Raw genomic sequence first — 23,158 nt, forward strand, 5'->3', positions numbered from 1 at the left:
TCACTAGTGTTGGGGAGGGTTAATTTATAGTGAAAAATTAATTCTGCCGTCTTGTTGTGATTATGTTCGCAAACTGAATTCTTTTCTTTAAATCCTGGTGAAGTAACGGCCCTTTTCTCTATTAAGTTGATTTGAATTGTCGGTCTTTGCTAGGGGAATATGAGTTGTTTTATTTTGTGTAAAAACTCTTTAACTCCCTTTTGGGCTCAGTGGCCGACGGATAGCTTGGTTTAGGCAATAAAAAAGCCCGTTTCCGGGCTTAATCAATAGACTGGGTTGTTTAGCTGGTGAGAAGGTGTTGAAGCTTGTCACGAAGGTTTTCAATATGGGTTCGCTCAGGGCTCATCTCTTTACAGTGTTCCAAAATGTACTCTAATGAGCTCAACACGGTTCTCCAGCGAGGTGTTTTAGGCAACGTCTCGACTCGTAGATATTTATCTAGAGTTCGAGTTTGTAATGTACTGCGGTCAAGGTACACTCGCCACAAACCACTTTGCTCTGCAAATGCAAACTTACTTTGGCCCGTGACACTTTCCCAGTAATTCAGGGCACTTGTCATGGAATCGACCAATACTTCACGCATAATTTCCTGTTTGGACTTATTATCCGTTGTGACGCGGTCGGCCAAGCGTGTGAACTCACCTCCGAGTTCTTTTAATTCCTGAAGTTTGGCTTTGTCGCCTTCGAAGGCATAGCTGGAAAGCGCTTCAATGGCTGTTTCAAGATTGGTAATGCGTGCTGCATTCACACCACCACCGACATCGAAAATATACATGGATTTCAGCCCAGATCCCTCGGGAAGCTTTAGAATATCCGCAGATAAATGCTGACGAACATCTTCCACGTATATATCAATGACTCCACAATAATGCGGCTGTTCTACATTAAGGTATTTGGGTGCGATAAGTTCATCGGCGCTGGAGCGTCTAAGCTGCTCGGTTGTGCGCTTAAATAGTCTTGAGGCCGCGTCATTGGTGAAACGGACTTTATTATCATCACGCACACAGATAATGGCTTCTGGGGCTGATTCTAACTGTTCTAGTAATCGTCCTTGGGTTTCCAACAGGCTAGCTTCAACCATGGCGCGCTGTTTAAGCTCATTTTGTAATTGTTGATTTTCAATTCTGCGCTGCTCCGCCTTACTGGCGGTTAAGTGTGCGGTTATTCGAGCGGCGAGTTCCTGTTTATTGAATGGCTTTGATAAGTAATCGTTCGCTCCGGCTTCAAAACCACGTACACGATCGTCAGGCTGATTTAATGCGGTCAGCATAATGACAGGTAATTGAGCGTGGTCGTAATCTTGTCGAAGCGTTTCGCACACTTGATAGCCGCTCATACCCGGCATCATGATATCGAGCAATAAAAGTTCGGGCTTCTCTTCTCGAACTGAGCCAATCGCTTCTTCCCCATTGTTAGCCGTACGTACTCGGTAACCTTCTAAACGGAGGAAGCTGTCTAACACACGTAGGTTGACCGGTTCGTCATCCACAATCAATAACAATGGCCCTTCGGGGTTTTCAGGCAAATTTGAACTCTCTATGAGTTCAAGATTATTGCTCTCCGGTGCAACGAAGTGAGCGTTCTCAATATCGTTGATTTGAGCGATCTGCTCTACTGATGCGATTGGTAGAGTGAAGCTGAAAGTGGTACCGACCATTGGCTGGCTGCTCACATAGAGCGTACCTTGCATCAAATCAATTAACTGTCGGCTAATGGATAGGCCTAACCCTGCCCCTTGTCGATAGCGGCTGCTGTCGCTACCCGCTTGAATGAGTGGCTCAAAGATATGTTCAAGTTGATCGGCTGGTATACCTTGGCCAGTATCGACAACTTGTACGCGGATATTATCATCAACCTGAGTGGCAGATATGACGATTTTGCCTTCACTGGTGTACTTAATGGCATTGCCAACCAAGTTATACAGTACCTGCTCAAGACGTTGTGGATCCGCACTGACCCAAAGAGGATCGGTAGGAACTTGGTTGATAATGCGAATTGGCTTGTTACCGACAAGGTGAGAAGACAGCTCCAAAACCAATCGTGTTGCGCCAGAAATGTCCACTGCGCGGGTTTCGATATCCAGATTACCATAACGCATTTTGTGATAATCAAGTAAATCATCGACTAAGGTTGCCAGCCTTTGACCACTACTGATGATGATATCAAGTTGATATTTGTGGCTGGCGGTGATGGGGCCATTCGCACCTGAAATCAGGGCTTCGGCAATCCCAACCATGCCATGCAAAGGCGTGCGTAATTCATGGGAAGTTGTGGCAAGAAACTCGTCTTTGAGTTTGTTGGCTAGCTGTAATTCATCATTTTGCTTCTGAATCAGTTTTAGATTGCTTTCCAGTTCTTCATTTTGCTGTTTGATGAGCTGCATTTTGTCACGGATGGAGCGTTGCATACGTTCAAAGCTCACCGCGAGACGACCAATTTCATCTTTACGCTCAGTATTGATGATATCGGTGTCAAGGTCGCCAGCTGAGACTTTCTCTGCAGCCCAAGTCAACTTAAGAAGCGGTGCGGTAATAAAGTTGGATAAGTAATGCGATGCCGCGACTACCAGTACAATTGCACATAACATGGCGAAGATGAAGAGGGTTTCGAGCTGATTCACTCGAGCAAAGGCTTCTTTTTCTGGAACTTCAACCACAATTGCCCATTCTACACCTTTGAAAGATATCGGGCTGTAAGCGGCAATAGTCGCTTCTCCAACTGTATTGATGTAAGTACCTACTTCCGTTCTTCCTGATAGCGCTAAGTCTACGACTTCGCGACTTTTGTCGATGTCTTTTTGCTCATAAGCCATGGTGCGTGAACGATGGTCGGCACCTACCAACAAGGTTTTCATAGCTGAAGCATTGTTGGTATCAGCGATCAGCTTAGTGATGCCATTATTCGGTAAGCGGAACATGGCATAGCTATGGAGGTAACCTTGCTGAATTATGGGCGCACCTAGCCAAGCAACGGGTTTCCCTTTATCCATTTCAAAATCAGAAATGATAACAGGGGTATAATCTTCATTGGTCTTACGCTTTTCGGTGACTTGAGTTTTGAGCTTATGGAAAGTTTTGCCTAGGTTGCTATCGCGGAAACGACCAGTGAGGAGATTAGTACCGTAGTTATCGTGTTTGTAGATCGAATAGGTGACATTACCTTCTAAATCAACTAGGAGGACGTCGTCAAAGTCAGAGCGTTTGAGAAGCTCTAGGTAAGCACGATGGTAGCGTTTATGCAGTAGTCGGTAGCGTTCAGTACCACTATAAACCTTAGACTGAGGAAGAATGGATGTTTTTATTTGATCGCCTGAACCTTGAATATAACGTCGTTGGGCATAGTCACGTGCTTGTTCAATATCTAATCCTAAGCTACGAAAAGCATTGACCAATCCATAAAAGCGTCCACCGCTCGCATAAGCCAATTCTGAACGAACGAAACCCATGACTTCAGATTCTTTTGCATACATATAATCGACGACTTGTTGCTGTTTGCTGTCGCGTACTGAGAGCAAGTGCGAAGTGCTTTGTTCTTGTAGATCTTTGGTGTGAGATTGTAAAAAGAAGATAGCGATAATGGTGAGAGGGGTAATGCTGAGCACCAAAAACGCTAGCATCAAAGTATGTTGCAGGCGCTTGAATCTTTGTTTTCGATACAACTTAAACATGAGCTAACGAGACTTTCCGTAATCAAGATAGGCATACAATGCCCAAGTAAAATGTCACTTTCCTAGAATGACAAAATTAACGAGTTTTTTTACTTTGACAAGTAAGTCTGATTTAAATCGTGGAGGGATGCGCAAATTTAGCGTAGCGGGGTGAGATAAGCCCGATATACAGGTTTGAATCGGGCTAGCTAGTTATTTCTTCGCGTAATAAATCGCGAATTTATTGGTCTTATTTAGCGTCTCGCAATTACCAAACGCTTGTTGAATAATGGGTGGGTATTTGAGGAAACTATTCGCCACAATCAGTAATTGCCCCTGTGTATTCAGGTACTTTGGTGCATCAGCTAACAAGGTTTCTGTCGCACTGTAACTGGTATCTAGACCTGCATGGAAAGGAGGGTTGCTGATAATGAAGTGGTAATCATTGCTGGTGCCAGAGTAAATATCAGAGGCAAATACGCAACCTTTCAATCCGTTTGCTTCTAAAGTGGCTTTGCTTGATTCGACCGCCAGTGCGCTGATGTCACACATTTCCAGTTCGATGTCTGAATTGATTGTGGCCATGACTGAGCCAATCACACCGGCTCCACAGCCAAAGTCGAGTACTTTCCCGGTCAAGGATGGCAGTGTATCAAGGAGCAGTTTACTGCCCACATCAAACTGACCGTGGCTGAATACCCCAGGTAGGCTTTTTATTATCAAGTCGTGGCCTTGGTAGCTGACTTGATACTGCTTAAACCAGTCTTTGAGGTTAAACTGGGCGGGCTGTTCAAGGCATTGCCCCCAGTAAAAAGAGCATCGCCTTGCTGAGTCAAACTTATTAATTGGGCCATAAGCTTTAAACATCTTTTCAATACTTTTTACCCCTGAACGGTTTTCGCCGACGACCACAATTTCCGTGCCTGGACCTAGCTTGGCGAATAGCATTGCCAGCAAAAACTCTGCTTCTGCTTTCGCTTTTGGCCAGTAAAGTAAGATCATATCTGCTTGAGTTGGCTGATCAAATTCAGCACCAAATACAGTCGTGAGCTGAGTGTAGGATTCTAGCTGACGGTAGTAACCATAGTGAGTTGTGAACACAGTAACGGATTCACAATGTTTGGTCAGTTCAACCGGAAATAGATCTTCTGATTCTCCGGCGACGAGAACATGCTTGCCTGCAAAGTAGGCGAGCTGTCGTTGTGCGATTTGGCTTGGGGCAATGTAAGCAGACATAGTGAACTCTGACAGAAAAAGACGGGGGATTTTCGCATAATCCCCCACATTCTTGAAGTTTTCCTGTTTCCTAGATCTTAGTTATGATCTTGTTCATCAAGGAAGTCTTTAAACTCTTCCTCATAAATATTAAATAGCACCATAGTAATGGCGAAAATCAGTGGGCCGTAGATAAGGCCAATTAAACCGAATAAATGAAGACCACCTAACAAAGAAAAGAAGATCATTAAGGTGTTCATGCCTGCACTGCCTTGCATGAGCAATGGTCTTAGCAGGTTATCGATTGAACCAACAACCGCCACACTCCAAATAGTGAGGAATATTGCCCAGGTGGTGTCTCCGGTCAGAAATAGGTAAGCCGCGGCCGGAATCCAAATTAGGGCTGTCCCTACAACCGGTATAAAAGAAGCAAAACCCATCATCGTACCCCAGAATAAACCGGGAAAGCCTGCGAGCCACATACCGATACCCCCAGCGACCCCCTGTGCAATCGCTGTGAGAAAAGATCCCATTACCGCGGATTTTGAAACTTGTTCAACTTCATCCAGCAGCTTGTCTTCTTGGCTGCGCGACAGTGGCAAAATATGGCGAATCGCCGCGATGATTTTGTCGTGATCGCGAAGTAAGAAGAATAAAACAAATAACATCAGGAAAAAGTTGAGTAGGAAGTTAGTCGCATCTCCCAGTATTTTGGCACTGATACCGACAAGGTTAGTGCCAAATGACGTTGCAAATTGGGCGACTTTCTGGCCGATTTCTTGAGGTTGAACTTCATCAAAAGGTAAGTAGGTGTTGATGAGTGACAAACCTTTAATGACCCAAGGATGTTCAAATAACGCTTGGATACCACCGTGAGTTACCCATTGATAGACATTTTGCGAAAAGGAGGAGCCTTGTTGAACGATCGCGGCAAAAACAAACAGTAAAGGCAGTACTATGATGACAGTGAGTAAGGTACAGGATAGTAGTGAAGCGAGGTTTCTGTAATTTGGCATCCGGTTCTCAATCCATTCATGAATCGGAAACATGAGCAGTGAGATGATAAACGCCATCACAATTGAGTTGATGTAAGGTTCAACTAATAAGAAACATGCAAGGCCAGCAGCAAGCAGGGCAATAATCAACACTCTATGACTGGAAGTTATTTTGAGTTTTTCTGACACGTTAGTTGTCCAATGATTCGTCGCGATAGAAGTATAATGGCCGCAAAACACTGCGTCTTCAATGTAAAATCAAAATGTTATCAGCGGAGGGTAAAAATTATGGGCTGTTGCAACGATAAAAAAGCTTGTGGCGGGAGTACAAAGCAGAAGCGGAAGATACCATGGTTTTCTGTGATTATGATTTCTCTCTTAGTGTTAGTGATCGTGAACTGGCAATAAAAAGGCTGCAATTGCAGCCTTTTTGTCAGTTAAAAGAGGTTATTACGCCTCTTTAGCCAGAATTGCAAGACAGCGATCGGCCGCTTCTAAAGTTGCGTCAATCTCTTTACTGCCGTGTGCTAATGAAGTAAAACTCGCTTCAAATGCAGACGGTGCTAAATAAACCCCGTGTTCTAGCATTAGGTGGAAGAAGCGCTTAAAGCGTTCTATATCACACTTAGTCACGTCTTCGTAGCAAGTTATTTCTTGTTGGTCAGTAAAGAAGAAACCAAACATACCGCCAACTTGGTTAACCACCATTGGAATCCCGTGTTGTTCCGCTAGAGCTTTAAAACCTTCAGCCAGTTGTTTGGTTTTTGAAGCAAGGCGTTTTTCGTTGCCTTCCTCTTTCAGTAAGCTCAGACAAGCGTAACCCGCAGCCATCGCTACTGGGTTGCCAGATAAGGTACCTGCCTGATAAACCGGGCCTGTTGGCGCAATGTATTGCATCACGTCTTTACGGCCACCAAAGGCACCCACAGGCATACCGCCACCGATAACTTTACCAAGCGTGGTGATATCTGGCTTAATGTTGTAATGACCTTGAGCACCTCCTAAGGCGACACGGAAACCTGTCATAACTTCATCAAAGATCAGCAGTGCGCCTTCTTCATCACAGATTTGACGCAGGCCTTCGTGGAAACCTGCAACTGGTGGGATACAGTTCATATTGCCCGCGACAGGTTCAACGATGATACAAGCGATCTCGCCTTTATTGGCAGCAAAAAGCTCGCGAACCGAATCCAAGTCATTAAACGTGGCTGTGAGCGTGTGCTTTGCAAAATCCGCAGGAACACCTGGTGAGCTTGGTTGACCAAGTGTTAATGCGCCAGAACCTGCTTTAACCAACAAACTGTCGGCATGGCCATGGTAGCAGCCTTCGAATTTGATGATTTTATCGCGACCGGTGAAGCCACGTGCAAGGCGGATGGCACTCATTGTAGCTTCTGTACCTGAGCTCACCATGCGGACTTGTTCCATGGATGGTACTAGTTCAGAAACCAGCTCTGCCATTTGGATTTCCATTTCAGTCGGCGCACCAAAGCTTAGGCCACGCTGCGCGGCTTCAATCACGGCTTCGCGAATGACTGCATGGTTGTGGCCAAGGATCATCGGGCCCCAAGAACCAACATAATCAATGTAAGCTTTACCATCAGCATCGAAAATTAACGGGCCATCTGCACGTTCTACAAAGATAGGTGCACCGCCAACGCCGTTGAAAGCACGTACTGGAGAGTTAACGCCACCAGGAATGGTTTGTTGTGCTTTTTCGTAAAGCTCTGCTGATTTGGTCATGGATATATCCTCTTCTGATTGCTCGGACCAATTTGGCTGGCATTGTACCTGCCGATTCCGGTTCAAGAAAACGCTTTGCGCCACATTATGGGCAGTTTTCCATCAGGAAGGCGGTGTTTTTGTGAAAAAAAGCCGTTAGAGGTGGCGAATACTTGAACGGATAACTCAGGTATTAGATAATGACACGATTATACAAAGATGATTTATCCAATCCTGCTAATAGCGATTGGATTTACACGAGTGAGAGAGGTCATCGTGAGCGAATTAAATATCCCACTAACATTTTCAGATGCAGCGGCACAACGTGTTGGTGCGCTCATTGCTGAAGAAGAAAACCCGAACTTAAAGCTACGTGTTTATATCACGGGTGGCGGTTGTAGTGGTTTCCAGTACGGTTTCACCTTTGATGAAAACGTTAATGATGGTGATACAACCATTGTTAATAGCGGTGTGACACTCGTCGTTGACCCGATGAGTTTACAGTACCTAGTCGGTGGTCAGGTTGATTATACTGAGGGGTTGGAAGGTTCTCGTTTCTTCGTCAATAACCCTAATGCCACGACAACGTGCGGATGTGGCGCTTCATTTAGCGTCTAACGTAAAAGTCTAATTTGAAGAGCCGCGCTAAGTCGCGGCTTTTTAGTCTCTGCATATTCTATGCAACTAGGTCAGAACTGAGACCTCGGCTAGATTACTGTCCAACTGTATTTTATTTTTTATTGGTTAATTAATATCCTGAGCTTATTAAAGTTGGTGCTTTTACTCAGCAAAGGATTGTTATGGGCAGATTCTCACTTCTCCGCTTTCTCGCGGTCAGACCTTATATAGTGTCACTATTTATCATTCTACTTCTGTCTATTTGGCTCGGGCTAGGAACACTCAAAGCCGATGATGGTCAAGCAAATCATCAGGAAGAGGGAGTACCGCTTGCCAAAGTCGCTTTCCAAAACTTTACAGCTCAAAATACCCACAAATCGATTGATTTATATGGTCGAACAGCACCAGATAAGCAAGCCCAACTGGGTGCTGAAATTGCAGGGAAAATTATTGAAATCAAAGTGCGCAAAGGCTCCAGTGTTAAACAAGGCCAAGTGATTGCTTTAATTGATAAAGGTGATCTCGAGATTCAACTTGAGCGAGCAAAAGCCATGCTTAAAGTGCGTGAGAAAGAGTACAAAGCGGCTCAATCATTGAAAAATAAAGGTTTGCAAGGTGAAGTCGCGTTTAGTAATGCCGAGGCTGCCTTGGTTGAAGCTCGAGCCATGGTGAGTAATGCGAACATCGCATTGAGAAATACAGCGGTGACAGCTCCGTTTAGTGGCATTGTCGATAGTTTATCGATTGAATTAGGTGACTTTGTTGGGGTTGGCGATCCAGTGGCGACATTGATCGACCTTAGCAAAATTGTTATTGAAGCGGATGTCAGCGAGCGCCACATTCAAGACTTGACCCTTAACCAATCAGCATCAGTCAGTTTTATTGGTGATGAAACGCTGGAGGGAAAAGTACGTTACATTTCACGGGTATCTTCTCCTTCTACTAATACTTTCCCGATTGAAATCGTGTTACCCAACCCACAGCAGCAGATTCCCGCAGGGATTAGTGCCGAGGTTGAGCTGAGTCTGAAACAGCAATTGGCGGTAAAAGTGACCCCTGCGATGTTAGCACTGGATGATTCGGGCAACCTAGGAGTCAAAACATTAGTGGATAAACGCGTTCATTTTGTTCCGATTCAGCTAGTCAAGGCTGAGCAGGATGGTGTGTGGCTGACAGGCTTGGGTGAGCAGGTCAGTATTATCACCACAGGGCAAGGCTTTGTGCGAGATGGCGATCGAGTGATCGCTGTCGAGCAGCAATAATAAGGAGTCATTATGTACGCCTTAATTGATGCGGCTTTATCCCGTACTCGAACCATGCTAGTGCTGCTCGTTTTCGTCCTAATCGCTGGCGTTATGACTTACCTGACGGTACCGAAAGAGTCCAGCCCGGATATCACCATTCCAATAATCTATGTCTCCGTGGGGCATCAGGGAATTTCGCCGACCGATGCCGAGCGTCTCTTGGTTCGTCCGATTGAACAGGAGTTACGTTCAATTGAAGGGGTTAAGGAAATGACCTCAACCGCTTCAGAAGGGCATGCTTCCGTGCAGTTAGAGTTCAGCGTCGGTGTGGATCTGAATAAAGCCATGGCGGATGTACGAGAAGCGGTTGATTTAGCAAAACCAAAACTACCGGAAGACAGTGATGAACCGACGGTCAATGAGGTGACGTTTGCTTCAGAAGAGCCAGCGCTGACGGTGGTTTTGTACGGCACCGTACCTGAGCGCACCATAGTGCAAATTGCCCGTCAACTCAGAGATAAGCTGGAGAGTTTTCGTCAGATCTTAGAAGTTGATATCGCTGGTGACAGGGAAGACATAGTCGAGATCGTTGTTGATCCTTTATTGATGGAAAGCTACGGATTAGACCAAGCGGATATCTATAACTTGATTGCTCTTAACAACCGAGTTGTGGCGGCAGGATTTGTTGATACCGGTTATGGCCGCTTCTCGGTGAAAGTCCCCTCCGTATTCGACTCGTTAAAAGATGTTCTTGAGTTGCCAGTTAAGGTTGATGGGAAACAAGTGATCACTTTCGGTGATGTCGCAACGGTGCGCAGAGCGTTTCGCGATCCTGAAAGCTACGCGCGTCTTGACGGTAAATCGGCGATTGTTTTGGATGTGAAAAAGCGCGCCGGTGAAAATATCATTGAGACTGTCGCTTTGATCAAGAAGGTGATGGAGGAAGGACAAAAACGCGCCGACTGGCCGAATAATTTGCAGGTCAAATACACTTGGGATCAGTCTAAAGACGTCAAAATGATGCTCAATGATCTGCAAAACAATATTTTGTCAGCGATCATTCTAGTTGTTGTGGTGATCATCGCAATCTTAGGTGTCCGAACGGCCTTATTGGTGGGCGTTTCTATTCCTGGTTCTTTCCTCACGGGGCTATTGGTGCTTTCTGTATTTGGCCTGACGGTTAATATCGTAGTGCTGTTCTCTCTGATCATGGCGGTCGGTATGCTGGTGGACGGGGCAATTGTGGTGACAGAGTTTGCGGATCGGCGCATGCAAGAAGGCACGCCGCGTCGAGATGCATATCGGGATGCTGCTAAACGCATGGCATGGCCTATTACCGCGTCTACTGCGACAACTTTAGCGGCATTTGCGCCGCTATTGTTCTGGCCAGATATTACTGGCGAGTTTATGAAATACCTGCCTTTGACACTGATTGCGACATTGGCTGCGTCATTGGCGATGGCATTGTTGTTTGTTCCTGTACTGGGCGGTTTGATTGGTAAGCCACAACATGTGACTAAACAGCAACGTGAGAAAATGGTCGCTCTGCACGACGGAGACTTTTCTAAGGCCACCGGGCTCACCAAGCTGTATTATGAAACGCTTAAACTGGCTTTACGCCACCCGCTCAAAATTCTATTAAGTGCGATTTTACTTGCTGTAGGAGTTGGTTTCACCTACGCCAAAGCGGGTTTAGGCGCGGAGTTCTTCCCTGAAGTGGACCCACCATTTTTTACTGTAAAAGTGCGTTCTTATGGCGATCTGTCGATAAACGAGAAAGACGTCATCATGCGTGATATCGAGGCAGTAATGCTTGGTCATGACGAATTTGAAAGCGTTTATACCAAAACGGGTGGGGATGATGAAATCGGGCAGATTCAGATCACGCCAGTGGATTGGCAATATCGCCGTAAAGTGAAAACCATTATTGATGAACTAAAGCAAACAACCGACCAATATGCTGGGGTTGAAATCGAGTACAAGTTCCCAGATGCCGGGCCGCCTGTGGAGCATGATCTGGTTATTGAAATGTCGACACGTATTCCGGGAGAACTAGATCGCGCGGCTAAAATGGTTCGTCATTGGGCAGATGCGTACCCTGCTTTCACCAATATTAGTGATACATCGAGTAAAGAGGGGATTGATTGGCAGATAGATATTCGCCGAGATGACGCGTCCCGATTCCTAGCTGATGCCACCTTAGTTGGTAACACGGTTCAGTTTGTCACCAATGGACTTAAGCTGGGGGATTACTTGCCAGATGATGCCACGGAAGAGGTCGATATTCTGGTGCGTTACCCAGAAGATAAGCGTGATATTGGCCGTTTCGATCAGCTAAAAGTCAAAACTGCAGCGGGTATGGTCCCTATCACCAACTTTGCCAGCATCATTCCCGATCATAAGCAGGACACTATTCGTCGTATAGACGGGCATAGAGTGATCAATATATTTGCCGACATGAAAGAAGGTTACAACTTAGCGTTGGAACTACCGAAAATCGAAAAGGCCTTGGCTGAAATGGATTTACCTGAGGGGGTAGAGTTTAGGATACGCGGTCAGAATGAAGAGCAAGAGAACTCTTCAGCTTTCTTACAAAAAGCATTTTTGGTTGCACTCGTAGTGATGGCACTGATATTGATCACTCAATTTAATAGTTTTTATCAGGCATTTTTGATCCTCAGTGCAGTGCTATTCTCTACCGTTGGTGTGTTTGTCGGCCTACTTATTTTTCAAAAGCCGTTTGGTGTCATTATGTCGGGGATAGGTGTGATTGCTCTGGCGGGTATCGTCGTGAATAACAACATTGTTTTGATTGATACCTACAATCAGCTTCTTAAGAGAGGTTTGGATAAACGAGATGCAATTTTAAGGACTGGAGTACAGCGCTTACGTCCTGTTTTGTTAACGACAGTGACGACCATTCTTGGTCTTTTGCCAATGGTGCTAGAAATGAATATCGACCTGATTAATCAGAAAATCGAATTTGGTGCTCCAAGTACCCAGTGGTGGTCGCAATTGGCGACTGCCGTTGCAGGAGGACTAGCGTTTGCAACGGTACTAACGCTGGTATTGACGCCCTGCTTACTCATGCTTGGACGACAGCATAAGGTCGAGGAAAGTGCAAATATTGTCCTAGAAGAGTAGCTCTGCTTCGTAAGGCTAAATGGAAAATGTCCCTTGAACACCAACTCGGGGTTCAAGGGACAGACTATTAGCGCTTTAGTTAGTGACTAATTAGAAGTCGTAACGTAGACCTAGCGCTAGCTCATCTTCAGCATCTGCTTTAGTGATGTATGACTTATCATCGTCTAGCAGGTTAAAGTTGTATGATACGTAACCACGGAAGTTAGGCTTAAAGTAGTATGTTGCGTCGATAGCGATGTTATCTGCAGCATCTTCTTTGGTTGAACCTGTTTTGTTTTCTAGGTAGTTGTAAGACGTTGTGAATACAGTCTGGCCCATAGTGTAAGCTGCTGCTAGTTCGTAACCTGTCTTATCAGTTGTTGAGCTAGAACCTTTCACTTGGTCTTCGCCATCAACAAATGTACCAGCGAAGTACAGGTCGTTGATTGTGTAAGAAGCCGCTAGCATGTACTGGTTACGCTCTGTTACCGTACCAGTTGTGTTTCCATCATTGTCTAGAGTTGCTTCGTTGCCATCAGCATAACCTGCACCTAGCTTAACACCTGTTTCGCCAATTGCGTAGATTGCGGATAGAGAGTAGCCATCAGCATCGTTGTCTGTGTAACCGTTGTTGCCATCAGCAGAACCATCCGCAAAGCGGTAGCTTGCTTTTACGCCAAGGTCAGCAAATTGTCCTTTGTAAGACACCATGTTGTCTGAGCGATCAGCGATTGCGATTTTGTACGCTGCAGAGTTACCGTGGTAAGCCATGATATCAGTAAAATCAGTGATAACACCTAGTGCACCGTCGTTCTTACCGTAAGTCACCTCACCGAAAGCACCGCCAATACCACCATACAGGTAACGGTTAGTTAGATCAGATGAGCTGTTGTTGCCATCTGTAGCGCTACCGTTGTCATTTGTAGTGAACTCACCTTCGTAGAAACCGACACCGTATAGGCTGTCAGTGATCTGAGCTGTACCTAGGAAGTTTAGACGTACGCGAGAGTTATCTTCAGCTTTGCCATCTTTAAGAGCTAGGCGAGCTTCAGCACGACCACCCATTTCGATAGTGTTACCGTCTTGGTTGTAGATTTCCGCTGCGTTTGCGCCAGTTGCCACTGCTGCTGCAGAAACTGCTAGAGCGATCAGAGTTTTGTTCATCTTATAAGTCCTAATTTACTGTCCATAAATAGTTTGGAGAAAATGTTTAACGTTGTTGTTCGTTTTACTTTTTCCTTTCTTCCGTTCTATAGCCCAAGTGCACAGTGGAATAAGAAACACAACACACATTGAGTGCCATAGAGCATTTGGTGTGCATTGTTGTACCGTCAAAGTTCCTTGATGAGTTAGTAAAATGATATAAATTGGGCTAATGAACAGTGTTTTATTTAATGTAAAAAATGCTCAAGTTGTTGTATTTTAATTATTATTTTTGGTTTCTTATCGCTTCTTTATATATCTGTTATTTAGATTTTTTTATTCAATAGTTGAACTATAAAAAGAATTTTGCGGAGCTATTTAGCTGATTGAATTATCATATTGAAGACGTAAAAGTTATGAGTATTGAATTCAGATGATTTAGTCGTTAACTTTGTTTACACTAAAGGAAATTGATTAGTTAACCCACTACCTAATCCACAGGATTAGGTAGTTTTGTTTTGTCCAAAGATAGCTTTGGCAATGAGGTAAACAATGGAAAAAGTCCCAATGACAGTGCGCGGTGAACAAAAGCTGCGCGAAGAATTAGACCGACTACTAAAGCTTCGTCCACAGATTTCTGAAGCTATTGCAGAAGCGCGTGAACTCGGTGACCTGAAAGAAAATGCGGAGTACCATGCAGCCCGTGAAGAGCAGGGGATCTGCGAAGCACAAATCCGTGACATCGAATACAAGCTATCGGTAGCTCAGGTTATTGACGTCACTAAAATGGATAACTCAGGCAAGGTTATCTTTGGTTCGACAGTGACACTGATTGACTGTGACACTGAAGAAGAGAAAACGTACCAGATTGTCGGTGACGACGAAGCAGATATTAAAGCAGGTCGTATTTCTGTGAGCTCACCAATCGCCCGTGGTTTAATTGGCAAGATGGAAGGCGATGAAGTTGTGATTTCTACACCAGGTGGTGATCGTGATTTCGAAATCGACAGTGTTGAGTATGTGTAAAACTCTTTTCACTTGAAACTAAAAAGGTCGCTGAGTGCGACCTTTTTTATACCGTTAAAATCTCAATCCACTTTATTTACGTGGTAATTCGATTTTACGATCTTCAGTCTGACGATACAGAACCAGTGTCTTACCGATGACTTGTACTTTTTCTGCGCCAGTTTCACGAACGATAGCTTCAATAATCAGGTTTTTCGTTTCGCGATCTTCAGAGGCTACTTTTACTTTAATCAACTCATGGTGATTAAGAGCAATTTCGATTTCCGCTAGAACAGCCTCAGTGAGTCCATTCGCGCCCATAAGCACAACAGGTTTTAGACTGTGCGCTAGGCCTTTTAGATGCTGTTTTTGTTTGGTGCTTAGGTTCATTACGCGGCCAATTTTATTTACTATAAGGGTTGAAAAATACCATTTTAACGCCATCTACCCTTGAAGACTATAATTTATTGGGTAAGTTGGTCCCTCTATTAGTTAGGAATCGAATGAGTAAACAGAAACATTCGGCAAGCTCTGGCCGTTGGTTGAAAGAACATTTTGATGATAAATTCGCGAATGAAGCGCGTAAAAAAGGCTACCGTTCACGAGCCTATTTCAAGATGGAAGAGATTCAAAACAAAGACAAAATACTCAAATCTGGGATGACTGTCGTCGATTTAGGTGCGGCTCCCGGTGGTTGGTCTCAATATGCTGCTAAGATAGTAGGTGATGAAGGTAAAATCATCGCGTGTGATTTACTTCCAATGGATCCTATTGCTGGAGTGAGCTTTTTACAGGGAGACTTCCGTGAAGATGCTGTATTAGAAGCGTTACTGGATAGAATCCAACCTTCTATGGTCAATGTTGTGATGTCAGATATGGCGCCAAACATTGCTGGGAATAATTCGGTTGATCAGCCACGAGCTATGTATTTGGTCGAATTAGCGTTAGATATGTGTCGACAAGTTCTTGCGCCCAATGGTAGTTTTGTTGTGAAAGTATTTCAGGGCGAAGGTTTCGATCAATACGTTAAAGACGTTCGTGAAATGTTCAAAGTCGTGAAAATCCGTAAACCTGATTCTTCAAGGGCTCGCTCCCGAGAAGTATTTATTGTAGCCACTGGTTACAAAGGTTAACTATTTGCTCTACAGAGCAGCAGTTAACACTGTAGCTACAGTCAACAAACTGTAGTACCCTACCTTTAATTACAATTAGTTATCGCGAGGCTGACACCTTGAGTGACATGGCAAAAAATTTAATTCTGTGGCTTGTGATCGCCGTAGTCTTGATGTCGGTTTTCCAGAGCTTTGGCCCTGGGGAAAGTAACGGCAGAGCGGTTGATTACACCACGTTTGTACAGGAAGTTGGCCAAGGCCAGATTCAGGAAGCAACATTTAAAGGCGAGGAAATCACTTTCACTCGTCGTGGCGGTGGCTCGCGTTATGTTACTTACATGCCGGTCTATGACCAGAAATTGCTGGATGACCTGATTAACCAGAATGTGAAAGTGCAAGGTACTCCTCCAGAAGAGCAGAGCTTACTTGGCACGATCTTTATTTCTTGGTTCCCAATGATTTTACTGATTGGTGTATGGATTTTCTTCATGCGTCAAATGCAAGGCGGTGGCGGTAAAGGTGCCATGTCTTTCGGTAAGAGCAAAGCTCGTATGATGAGCGAAGAGCAAATCAAAACCACATTCGGCGATGTTGCTGGTTGTGATGAAGCGAAAGAAGACGTTAAAGAGCTGGTAGATTACCTGCGTGATCCAAGCCGCTTCCAGAAGTTGGGCGGTAAGATCCCAACTGGTGTTTTGATGGTTGGTCCTCCAGGTACAGGTAAGACGCTTTTGGCTAAAGCGATTGCCGGTGAAGCGAAAGTACCATTCTTTACCATTTCTGGTTCTGACTTTGTGGAAATGTTCGTTGGTGTTGGTGCATCTCGTGTACGTGACATGTTCGAACAAGCGAAAAAAGCAGCACCTTGTATCATCTTTATTGACGAGATTGATGCAGTTGGTCGTCAGCGTGGCGCCGGCGTGGGTGGCGGTCACGATGAACGTGAGCAAACACTAAACCAAATGCTGGTTGAAATGGATGGTTTTGAAGGTAACGAAGGTATTATTGTTATCGCTGCAACCAACCGTCCAGACGTTCTTGACCCTGCTCTACTTCGTCCTGGTCGTTTTGACCGTCAAGTGGTTGTTGGTCTACCAGACGTTCGTGGTCGTGAACAGATTCTTAAAGTTCACATGCGTAAAGTACCACTAGCTGGTGATGTAGAGCCATCTCTTATCGCTCGTGGTACACCAGGCTTCTCGGGTGCTGATCTGGCTAACCTAGTTAACGAAGCAGCCTTGTTTGCAGCGCGTGGTAACAAGCGTAACGTTTCTATGGTTGAGTTTGAATTGGCCAAAGACAAGATCATGATGGGTGCTGAGCGCCGTTCTATGGTGATGTCGGAAGAGACGAAAGAGTCTACGGCTTACCATGAGGCGGGTCACGCGATTGTTGGTCGTTTGGTTCCTGAACATGATCCAGTTTATAAGGTTTCTATCATTCCACGTGGTCGTGCGTTAGGTGTGACGATGTACTTGCCTGAGCAAGATCGAGTGAGCATGTCTCGCCAGCACTTAGAGTCAATGGTTTCCAGCCTATACGGCGGCCGTCTTGCTGAAGAACTTATCTACGGCGCGGACAAAGTTTCGACTGGTGCTTCTAACGATATCGAACGTGCAACCGATATTGCGCGTAAGATGGTGACTCAATGGGGCTTCTCCGAAAAGTTAGGTCCGCTACTTTACGCAGAGGATGAAGGCGAAGTTTTTCTTGGTCGCAGCGTAACGCAAACGAAGCACATGTCAGATGATACAGCTAAGCTTATTGATGACGAAGTGCGTAGTATCATTGATCGCAACTACGAACGTGCTAAGAAAATTCTTGAAGAAAACATGGACATTATGCATGCAATGAAGGATGCATTAATGAAATACGAAACCATCGATGCGGGTCAAATTGATGATCTGATGGAGCGTAAAGCTGAAATTCGTGAGCCTGCAGGTTGGAGTGATAATAGTGGCAATAAGCCAGAATCCAAGCCTGAGAATAAGGTAGAAGAGAAAGAGTCAACAAGTGAAGCAAAAGACGAAGAGCCAACTGCTTCACAAGAGAACACTTCAGCAGAAGCGACTGAGAAGAAAGACTCAGAATAGTGTATTTGATTAAGAGAAACCCCGAGGAAACTCGGGGTTTTTGTGTTTATGATATTAAAAGCAAACAATAAAACTCTCGATTTATCTGAACCCCAAGTGATGGGGATATTAAACGTAACGCCGGATTCTTTTTCTGATGGTGGTCAGTTTCAAGCATTAGAGGATGCACTTAATCAAGCTCAACGTATGATTGATGCCGGCATCACCATTATTGATATCGGTGGCGAGTCGACTCGTCCAGGAGCTCCTGATGTTGATTTAGAAGAAGAATTACAGCGAACTATTCCTGTGATTAAAGCGATTCGTACATTTTCTGATGTGTGGATCTCAATTGATACCAGCAAAGCAGAAGTGATGAGGCAAGCGGCTGAAGCCGGAGCTGACATCATTAACGATGTGCGAGCACTTCAAGAACCTAATGCGCTTGAAGTTGCAGCCGCGACTGGATTACCGGTTTGTCTCATGCATATGCAAGGCCAACCTCGCACTATGCAAGCCAATCCACATTATGATGATCTGCTCAAAGAAGTGGAAAAGTTTCTTCACGAGCGTATTAAGGCGTGTGAAGAGGTAGGTATCGCACGAGAACAGCTCATACTCGATCCCGGGTTTGGTTTTGGAAAAACACTAGAGCACAACTATCAGATGCTGTCTCATCTAGAAGAACTTCATCAATTTGGCTTGCCAATACTAGCGGGAATGTCGAGAAAATCTATGATCTTCAAGCTGCTCGACAAAGCACCCACGGAGTGCGTGTCAGCTAGCGTAGCATGCGCTACAATCGCGGCGATGAAAGGGGCTCAAATCATCCGAGTTCACGATTTTGAACAAACGCTTGATGCGATGAAAATAGTCTCAATGGTACGAAAAAACCACTGAGAAAAAGATGATAAAAAGGAATAAATATGTCTGATAAAAGACGATATTTTGGGACTGATGGTGTACGTGGAAAAGTGGGTCAGTATCCCATTACCCCTGATTTTGTCCTTAAACTTGGTTGGGCTGCGGGGCGTGTTCTAGCAAAGCAGGGCACAAAGAAAGTCATTATTGGTAAAGATACGCGTATTTCAGGTTATATGCTGGAATCGGCACTTGAAGCAGGCCTCGCGGCTGCAGGCCTAAAGGCCACGTTTACAGGGCCAATGCCAACCCCAGCAGTTGCTTACCTAACTCAAACATTTCGTGCTGAAGCGGGTATTGTGATTTCGGCTTCTCATAACCCTTATTATGATAATGGTATTAAATTCTTCTCTTCGGAAGGGACTAAGCTACCTGATGATATTGAGTTGGCGATTGAAGCTGAGCTGGACAAAGATATTGAATGTGTTGAGTCATCTTTGCTGGGCAAAGCAAGCCGTTTGAATGACGCGGCCGGGCGTTATATCGAATTCTGTAAAAGCACTTATCCTTCTGAGTTGAGCCTTGCTGGGTTAAAAATTGTAGTGGATTGTGCGCATGGCGCAACTTACCATATTGCACCAGCCGTCTTTAGTGAGTTAGGCGCTGATGTTATTGCCATGGGCATTGAGCCTGATGGTACGAATATTAACCACGAAGTCGGTGCAACGGACGTTAAAGCTTTACAGAAAAGAGTTGTGGAAGAACAGGCACACCTAGGCTTAGCATTCGATGGCGATGGTGATCGCATCATTATGGTTGATCATCTAGGTAATAAGGTAGACGGTGACCAGATTGCCTATATTATCGCTCGTGATGCGCTGCGCCGTGGAGAATTAAAAGGCGGGGTTGTCGGGACTCTGATGACAAACCTAGGCATGGAAAATGGCCTCAAACAATTGGGTATTCCCTTTGTTCGTGCTGCAGTCGGTGACCGCTATGTTATGGAGCAATTGCTTGAGAAAGGCTGGAAGATCGGGGCGGAAAATTCAGGCCACGTGATTTTACTTGATAAAGTGACAACGGGAGATGCTATTGTCGCTGCGTTGCAAGTGCTTGCTTCAGTTGTTGGTAGTGACATGTCCCTGCATGAACTTTCTCAAGGTATGACCTTATACCCTCAAGTACTGGAAAATGTCCGTTTTTCTGGTGATTCTAATCCTCTCGAAGCGGAAGCGGTGAAAGCGTCTGTTGTTGAAGTTGAAACAGAGCTCGGTGATAAAGGTCGAGTGCTGTTACGTAAATCAGGCACTGAGCCGCTTATCCGAGTCATGGTGGAAGGTGAAGACGCTGAATTAGTGAAATCATCAGCACTAAAAATTGCAGATGCGGTGAAAGCTAGCTTCTAAGGCTTTTCATTTCGTTTAGTCGTATAATAGCGGTGCCTGCTTGTGATAGCATTGCACCGTTTTTTATTCTAGCGATTTGCCAATTATGACGACTCGAGAGCTTACATACTTACACGAAATGGGGATTCAAGCCTATCAACTGGCTCACCCGGAAAGATTGCAAGGCTACAGTGTTGAAGGTATTGCTTTACCTGATGATTGCAAAATGCTCTTAGTATCACCTCAACAGCCGTTAGGCTCTACCGTAACCTTGTTTGAGAATATTTTAAAAACCATCAATTTGACGTTAGAGCAATCTCGCTATTTAGCCCCAGAGCATCTGGCTTTACTGGAGAATTCTCAGGTCGATTGGATCTGGTTTGCTGGTTGTGAAGCTCAGTTGGAGTTGGGGCGGAGGACGCTACGATCTCCATGCCTAAATGAAATTGATGGCAATCAGCAACATAAGCGCGTGCTCTGGCAACAAATTCAAGCTTTAAAATAATATGACCCTACTTCCTTTAGCTGAGGCTCACCTCGATTCGGTGTACTCAATAGAAACCCAAGCACATAGTCACCCTTGGTCAGAAGCGATGATTCGCGATGTGACAAGCAGAGGAGCGTGTCATCATGTGCTATTGGATGACAATACGGTTGTTGGCTATTTTTATGCTCAGAACATTGTTGGTGAGGTTACGCTTCTCAACATTGCTGTCGATCCTACTCAACAAGGAAAAGGCTACGGTAAACAACTTATCGAGTCTTTCCTAACTATGTGTGAACAGCTCAATGCTGAAAGCGCTTGGTTAGAAGTAAGGGAAAGCAATACACGCGCGGCTAATTTGTACGAGGCGGTAGGTTTTAATGAGGTTGATCGCCGCGTTAATTACTACCCAACGGCGACCGGAAAAGAAGATGCCATTATAATGAGCTACATCTTCTTTTAGATTATTTCTGTACCGCTTTGATGGTTGGAGAGCCTTCAACCGGATAGAAGTTTGCTTCAAATCGTGAAATCAACTCTGAGGCAGGAAGAGGCTTGTCGAATAAGTACCCTTGGAATTGATCACAACCGAGTTGTTTGAGGGTATTCAGCTCGTCGGCATCCTCAACCCCTTCTGCTATGACTTCAAGGTTGAGTCTCTGCGCTGTCATGATGATGGTGTCGACAATAGCTTGATCACTTTCATCCATGTGCAACTGAGTAACAAATGAGCGATCTATTTTTAGTACATCAACTGCAAGATGCTTTAGGTATCTCAATGAAGAGTAGCCCGTACCGAAGTCGTCGATGGAAATTTTGAGATTGTGTTGCTTAAGCTTACTCATCTTCTGAATCGCACTTTCGACGTTTTCAAGCAAAAGGTTCTCGGTAATTTCCAGTTCTATATGTTCTCCATCAATATCGGCTTGGGCAAGCACATCATGTATGTGTTCGACAAAACTGTTCTGCGAGAATTGCAGTGGGCTGATATTGATAGCAAGACGACGGAAAGTCTCTGGCAGGACTCCTTGTTTACGCCAGCGTGAGTATTGATAACACGCTTGTTCAATAATCCAGTTACCGATTTGTAAGATCTGTCCAGTTTCTTCAGCGATTGGCATAAATACCCCAGGAGGCAATACGCCTTTCTCTGGGTGGTTCCAACGGATCAACGCTTCGACCCCAACGATTTGTTGTTCGCCATTCACCTGAGGCTGGTAGTAAAGCTCTAACTGACCTTTGTTAAGCGCTTCATGGAGACCTTTTTCTATTTCTAAGAAAGATTCCACCTGAGCCTGCATCTCTGGCTCATAAAACATGTACTTGTTTCTTCCGGCAACTTTGGCTCGGTATAACGCGGTATCAGCCTGACGTAGCACATCAATGTTGGTGGTGCTGACAGAAGGAAATACAGAAATACCGACACTGGTTGTGCAATAGAGCAGGTGATCGTCAATGGAATAGGGATTAGAAATCAATGCCAGCAGCTGTTGAGCTGTTTCATGCGCTTTATCTGGGTGAATTGAGGGCATGAGAATAGCAAACTCATCGCCTCCGATACGAGCTGCGGTATAGTCATCAATTAGCCAAGCTTCGATACGTTTTGAGATCGCTTTGATAAGGTGGTCACCGATAGTGTGGCCTAACGAATCATTAATGGTTTTAAAGCGGTCTAAATCAAGATAAAACAAGACACCGGAAGTATTTGTTTGCTTGGCATGTTCGATCGCTTCTTCCAGCATTTGTAGCAATAAACTCCGGTTGGCCAACCCAGTTAACGAATCATAATAAGCCAATTGGTTCAGCTTAGCTTCTGCCGCTTCTCTGTCTTTCCACAGATTGTGGAACGTTTTCGCCAAGTGTCCGAGTTCATCATCACGATACAAATTCGGCATGGGAACTTCTGCGTTTTTGTCTTGAAGTGAGCGTACCCAATCGATCAAGGTGACCAGAGGTTTGGAAAGCTTCTGGTAGAAGAACAGCAGCAAAATGGTTGTTAGCAGAATGTTCCTGAATAAGTCAAAGAGAAGAATTTGGCTGGTTTTGGCAATAAAGTCTTTTGCAATATTGGCGCCATTCACAGAGAAACTCAATGTGCCGACCACCACGTGGGAATTTGGCTGGTGTAGCTCAGTTTTGTAAACGGGGGTTGTTGGTGTCAAATAATGAGAAAGCGCTTCGGTAAATGAGTTTTCAAGCGATACTCCCCTTTCCCGTTCGGTCAAAGTGTCGCCAAAGTCATCAACAATGGAGACTTTATAGATAGCACTGTCCATCATCAAGCTCGATGCTACTTGTTCGGCTAAAAGCTGATTTAAGTGATATGCAGCTTGGCTGGCATTGGAATAATTCTGTAATAGCTTAAATTGGTAGTGTGCTTCAATCCGCTTTTGTTCCTGATGAAGGTCCACCAAAATTTGATATAAGCTGAAAATGATCCCTAATATCACGGATACTAAAAAAACCGTTTTCGCTTGCCGGAATGCTAATGAGTTTATTTTCTTGCTCGTAGGCATAATTTTATATAGTTCCC

At 44.8% G+C, this 23,158-nt stretch carries 17 protein-coding genes; 10 read left to right on the forward strand and 7 right to left on the reverse strand.

Going from position 1 to position 23,158, the window contains the following annotated elements; translation table 11 throughout:
* Positions 1 to 280 precede the first annotated feature (280 nt).
* From L1D15_RS06960 to hemL, 4 genes are all read right to left on the reverse strand, one after another.
* A complete protein-coding gene (locus L1D15_RS06960) occupies positions 281 to 3,667 on the reverse strand; it encodes a response regulator (RefSeq protein ID WP_239875152.1) in 3,387 nt (1,128 codons plus the stop codon).
* A gap of 192 nt (positions 3,668 to 3,859) precedes the next feature.
* On the reverse strand, positions 3,860 to 4,882 hold the full coding sequence (rsmC, locus tag L1D15_RS06965; protein WP_239875153.1) for a 16S rRNA (guanine(1207)-N(2))-methyltransferase RsmC: 1,023 nt from the start codon (positions 4,880 to 4,882) through the stop codon (positions 3,860 to 3,862).
* A gap of 77 nt (positions 4,883 to 4,959) precedes the next feature.
* On the reverse strand, positions 4,960 to 6,045 hold the full coding sequence (locus L1D15_RS06970; RefSeq protein WP_239875154.1) for an AI-2E family transporter: 1,086 nt from the start codon (positions 6,043 to 6,045) through the stop codon (positions 4,960 to 4,962).
* Positions 6,046 to 6,306: 261 nt separating this feature from the next.
* A complete protein-coding gene (gene hemL, locus L1D15_RS06975) occupies positions 6,307 to 7,599 on the reverse strand; it encodes a glutamate-1-semialdehyde 2,1-aminomutase (protein WP_239875155.1) in 1,293 nt (430 codons plus the stop codon).
* A 255-nt stretch (positions 7,600 to 7,854) separates the two neighbouring features.
* On the opposite strand from hemL, the gene erpA reads away from it, so the two are divergent.
* From erpA to L1D15_RS06990, 3 genes are all read left to right on the forward strand, one after another.
* Positions 7,855 to 8,196 carry an iron-sulfur cluster insertion protein ErpA gene (gene erpA / locus L1D15_RS06980; RefSeq protein ID WP_239837774.1) on the forward strand — a complete coding sequence of 114 codons (342 nt, stop codon included), beginning with the start codon at positions 7,855 to 7,857 and terminating at the stop codon, positions 8,194 to 8,196.
* Positions 8,197 to 8,378: 182 nt separating this feature from the next.
* Positions 8,379 to 9,458, forward strand: coding sequence for an efflux RND transporter periplasmic adaptor subunit (locus tag L1D15_RS06985; RefSeq protein ID WP_239875156.1), 1,080 nt, complete (start codon positions 8,379 to 8,381; stop codon positions 9,456 to 9,458).
* Between the two features lie 12 nt (positions 9,459 to 9,470).
* Positions 9,471 to 12,584 (forward strand): efflux RND transporter permease subunit, encoded by a 3,114-nt coding sequence (locus L1D15_RS06990; protein ID WP_239875157.1) that lies wholly within the window; start codon positions 9,471 to 9,473, stop codon positions 12,582 to 12,584.
* A gap of 90 nt (positions 12,585 to 12,674) precedes the next feature.
* Here the strand turns inward: L1D15_RS06990 and L1D15_RS06995 are convergent, their stop codons facing one another.
* Positions 12,675 to 13,727, reverse strand: coding sequence for a porin (locus L1D15_RS06995; RefSeq protein ID WP_239875158.1), 1,053 nt, complete (start codon positions 13,725 to 13,727; stop codon positions 12,675 to 12,677).
* Between the two features lie 531 nt (positions 13,728 to 14,258).
* On the opposite strand from L1D15_RS06995, the gene greA reads away from it, so the two are divergent.
* Positions 14,259 to 14,732, forward strand: coding sequence for a transcription elongation factor GreA (gene greA / locus L1D15_RS07000; protein ID WP_239837770.1), 474 nt, complete (start codon positions 14,259 to 14,261; stop codon positions 14,730 to 14,732).
* Positions 14,733 to 14,804: 72 nt separating this feature from the next.
* On the opposite strand, the gene yhbY is transcribed toward greA, so the two are convergent.
* Complete coding sequence (yhbY, locus tag L1D15_RS07005; protein WP_239837769.1) at positions 14,805 to 15,101, reverse strand: ribosome assembly RNA-binding protein YhbY; 297 nt, start codon at positions 15,099 to 15,101, stop codon at positions 14,805 to 14,807.
* 113 nt (positions 15,102 to 15,214) lie between these two features.
* On the opposite strand from yhbY, the gene rlmE reads away from it, so the two are divergent.
* The 6 genes from rlmE to rimI all read left to right on the forward strand — a co-directional run bounded on the left by rlmE (position 15,215) and on the right by rimI (position 21,088).
* Entirely contained in the window at positions 15,215 to 15,844 is a 630-nt protein-coding gene (gene rlmE, locus L1D15_RS07010) for a 23S rRNA (uridine(2552)-2'-O)-methyltransferase RlmE (protein WP_239837768.1), read from the forward strand.
* A 107-nt stretch (positions 15,845 to 15,951) separates the two neighbouring features.
* On the forward strand, positions 15,952 to 17,916 hold the full coding sequence (gene ftsH / locus L1D15_RS07015; protein WP_239875159.1) for an ATP-dependent zinc metalloprotease FtsH: 1,965 nt from the start codon (positions 15,952 to 15,954) through the stop codon (positions 17,914 to 17,916).
* Between the two features lie 48 nt (positions 17,917 to 17,964).
* Entirely contained in the window at positions 17,965 to 18,795 is an 831-nt protein-coding gene (gene folP / locus L1D15_RS07020) for a dihydropteroate synthase (protein WP_239875429.1), read from the forward strand.
* Positions 18,796 to 18,821: 26 nt separating this feature from the next.
* The gene (gene glmM, locus L1D15_RS07025) at positions 18,822 to 20,162 is read left to right on the forward strand and encodes a phosphoglucosamine mutase (RefSeq protein WP_239875160.1); all 1,341 of its coding nucleotides are present in this window, start codon (positions 18,822 to 18,824) and stop codon (positions 20,160 to 20,162) included.
* 85 nt (positions 20,163 to 20,247) lie between these two features.
* Positions 20,248 to 20,646 (forward strand): DNA polymerase III subunit psi, encoded by a 399-nt coding sequence (locus L1D15_RS07030; RefSeq protein ID WP_239875161.1) that lies wholly within the window; start codon positions 20,248 to 20,250, stop codon positions 20,644 to 20,646.
* Position 20,647: 1 nt separating this feature from the next.
* Positions 20,648 to 21,088 carry a ribosomal protein S18-alanine N-acetyltransferase gene (gene rimI, locus L1D15_RS07035; RefSeq protein WP_239875162.1) on the forward strand — a complete coding sequence of 147 codons (441 nt, stop codon included), beginning with the start codon at positions 20,648 to 20,650 and terminating at the stop codon, positions 21,086 to 21,088.
* 1 nt (position 21,089) lies between these two features.
* On the opposite strand, the gene L1D15_RS07040 is transcribed toward rimI, so the two are convergent.
* Positions 21,090 to 23,141 carry an EAL domain-containing protein gene (locus tag L1D15_RS07040; RefSeq protein WP_239875163.1) on the reverse strand — a complete coding sequence of 684 codons (2,052 nt, stop codon included), beginning with the start codon at positions 23,139 to 23,141 and terminating at the stop codon, positions 21,090 to 21,092.
* Positions 23,142 to 23,158: the final 17 nt, after the last annotated feature.

Origin of the sequence: Vibrio sp. Isolate25 (genome assembly GCF_022398025.1) — a bacterium.
Classification (GTDB): Bacteria; Pseudomonadota; Gammaproteobacteria; order Enterobacterales; family Vibrionaceae; genus Vibrio; species Vibrio coralliilyticus_A.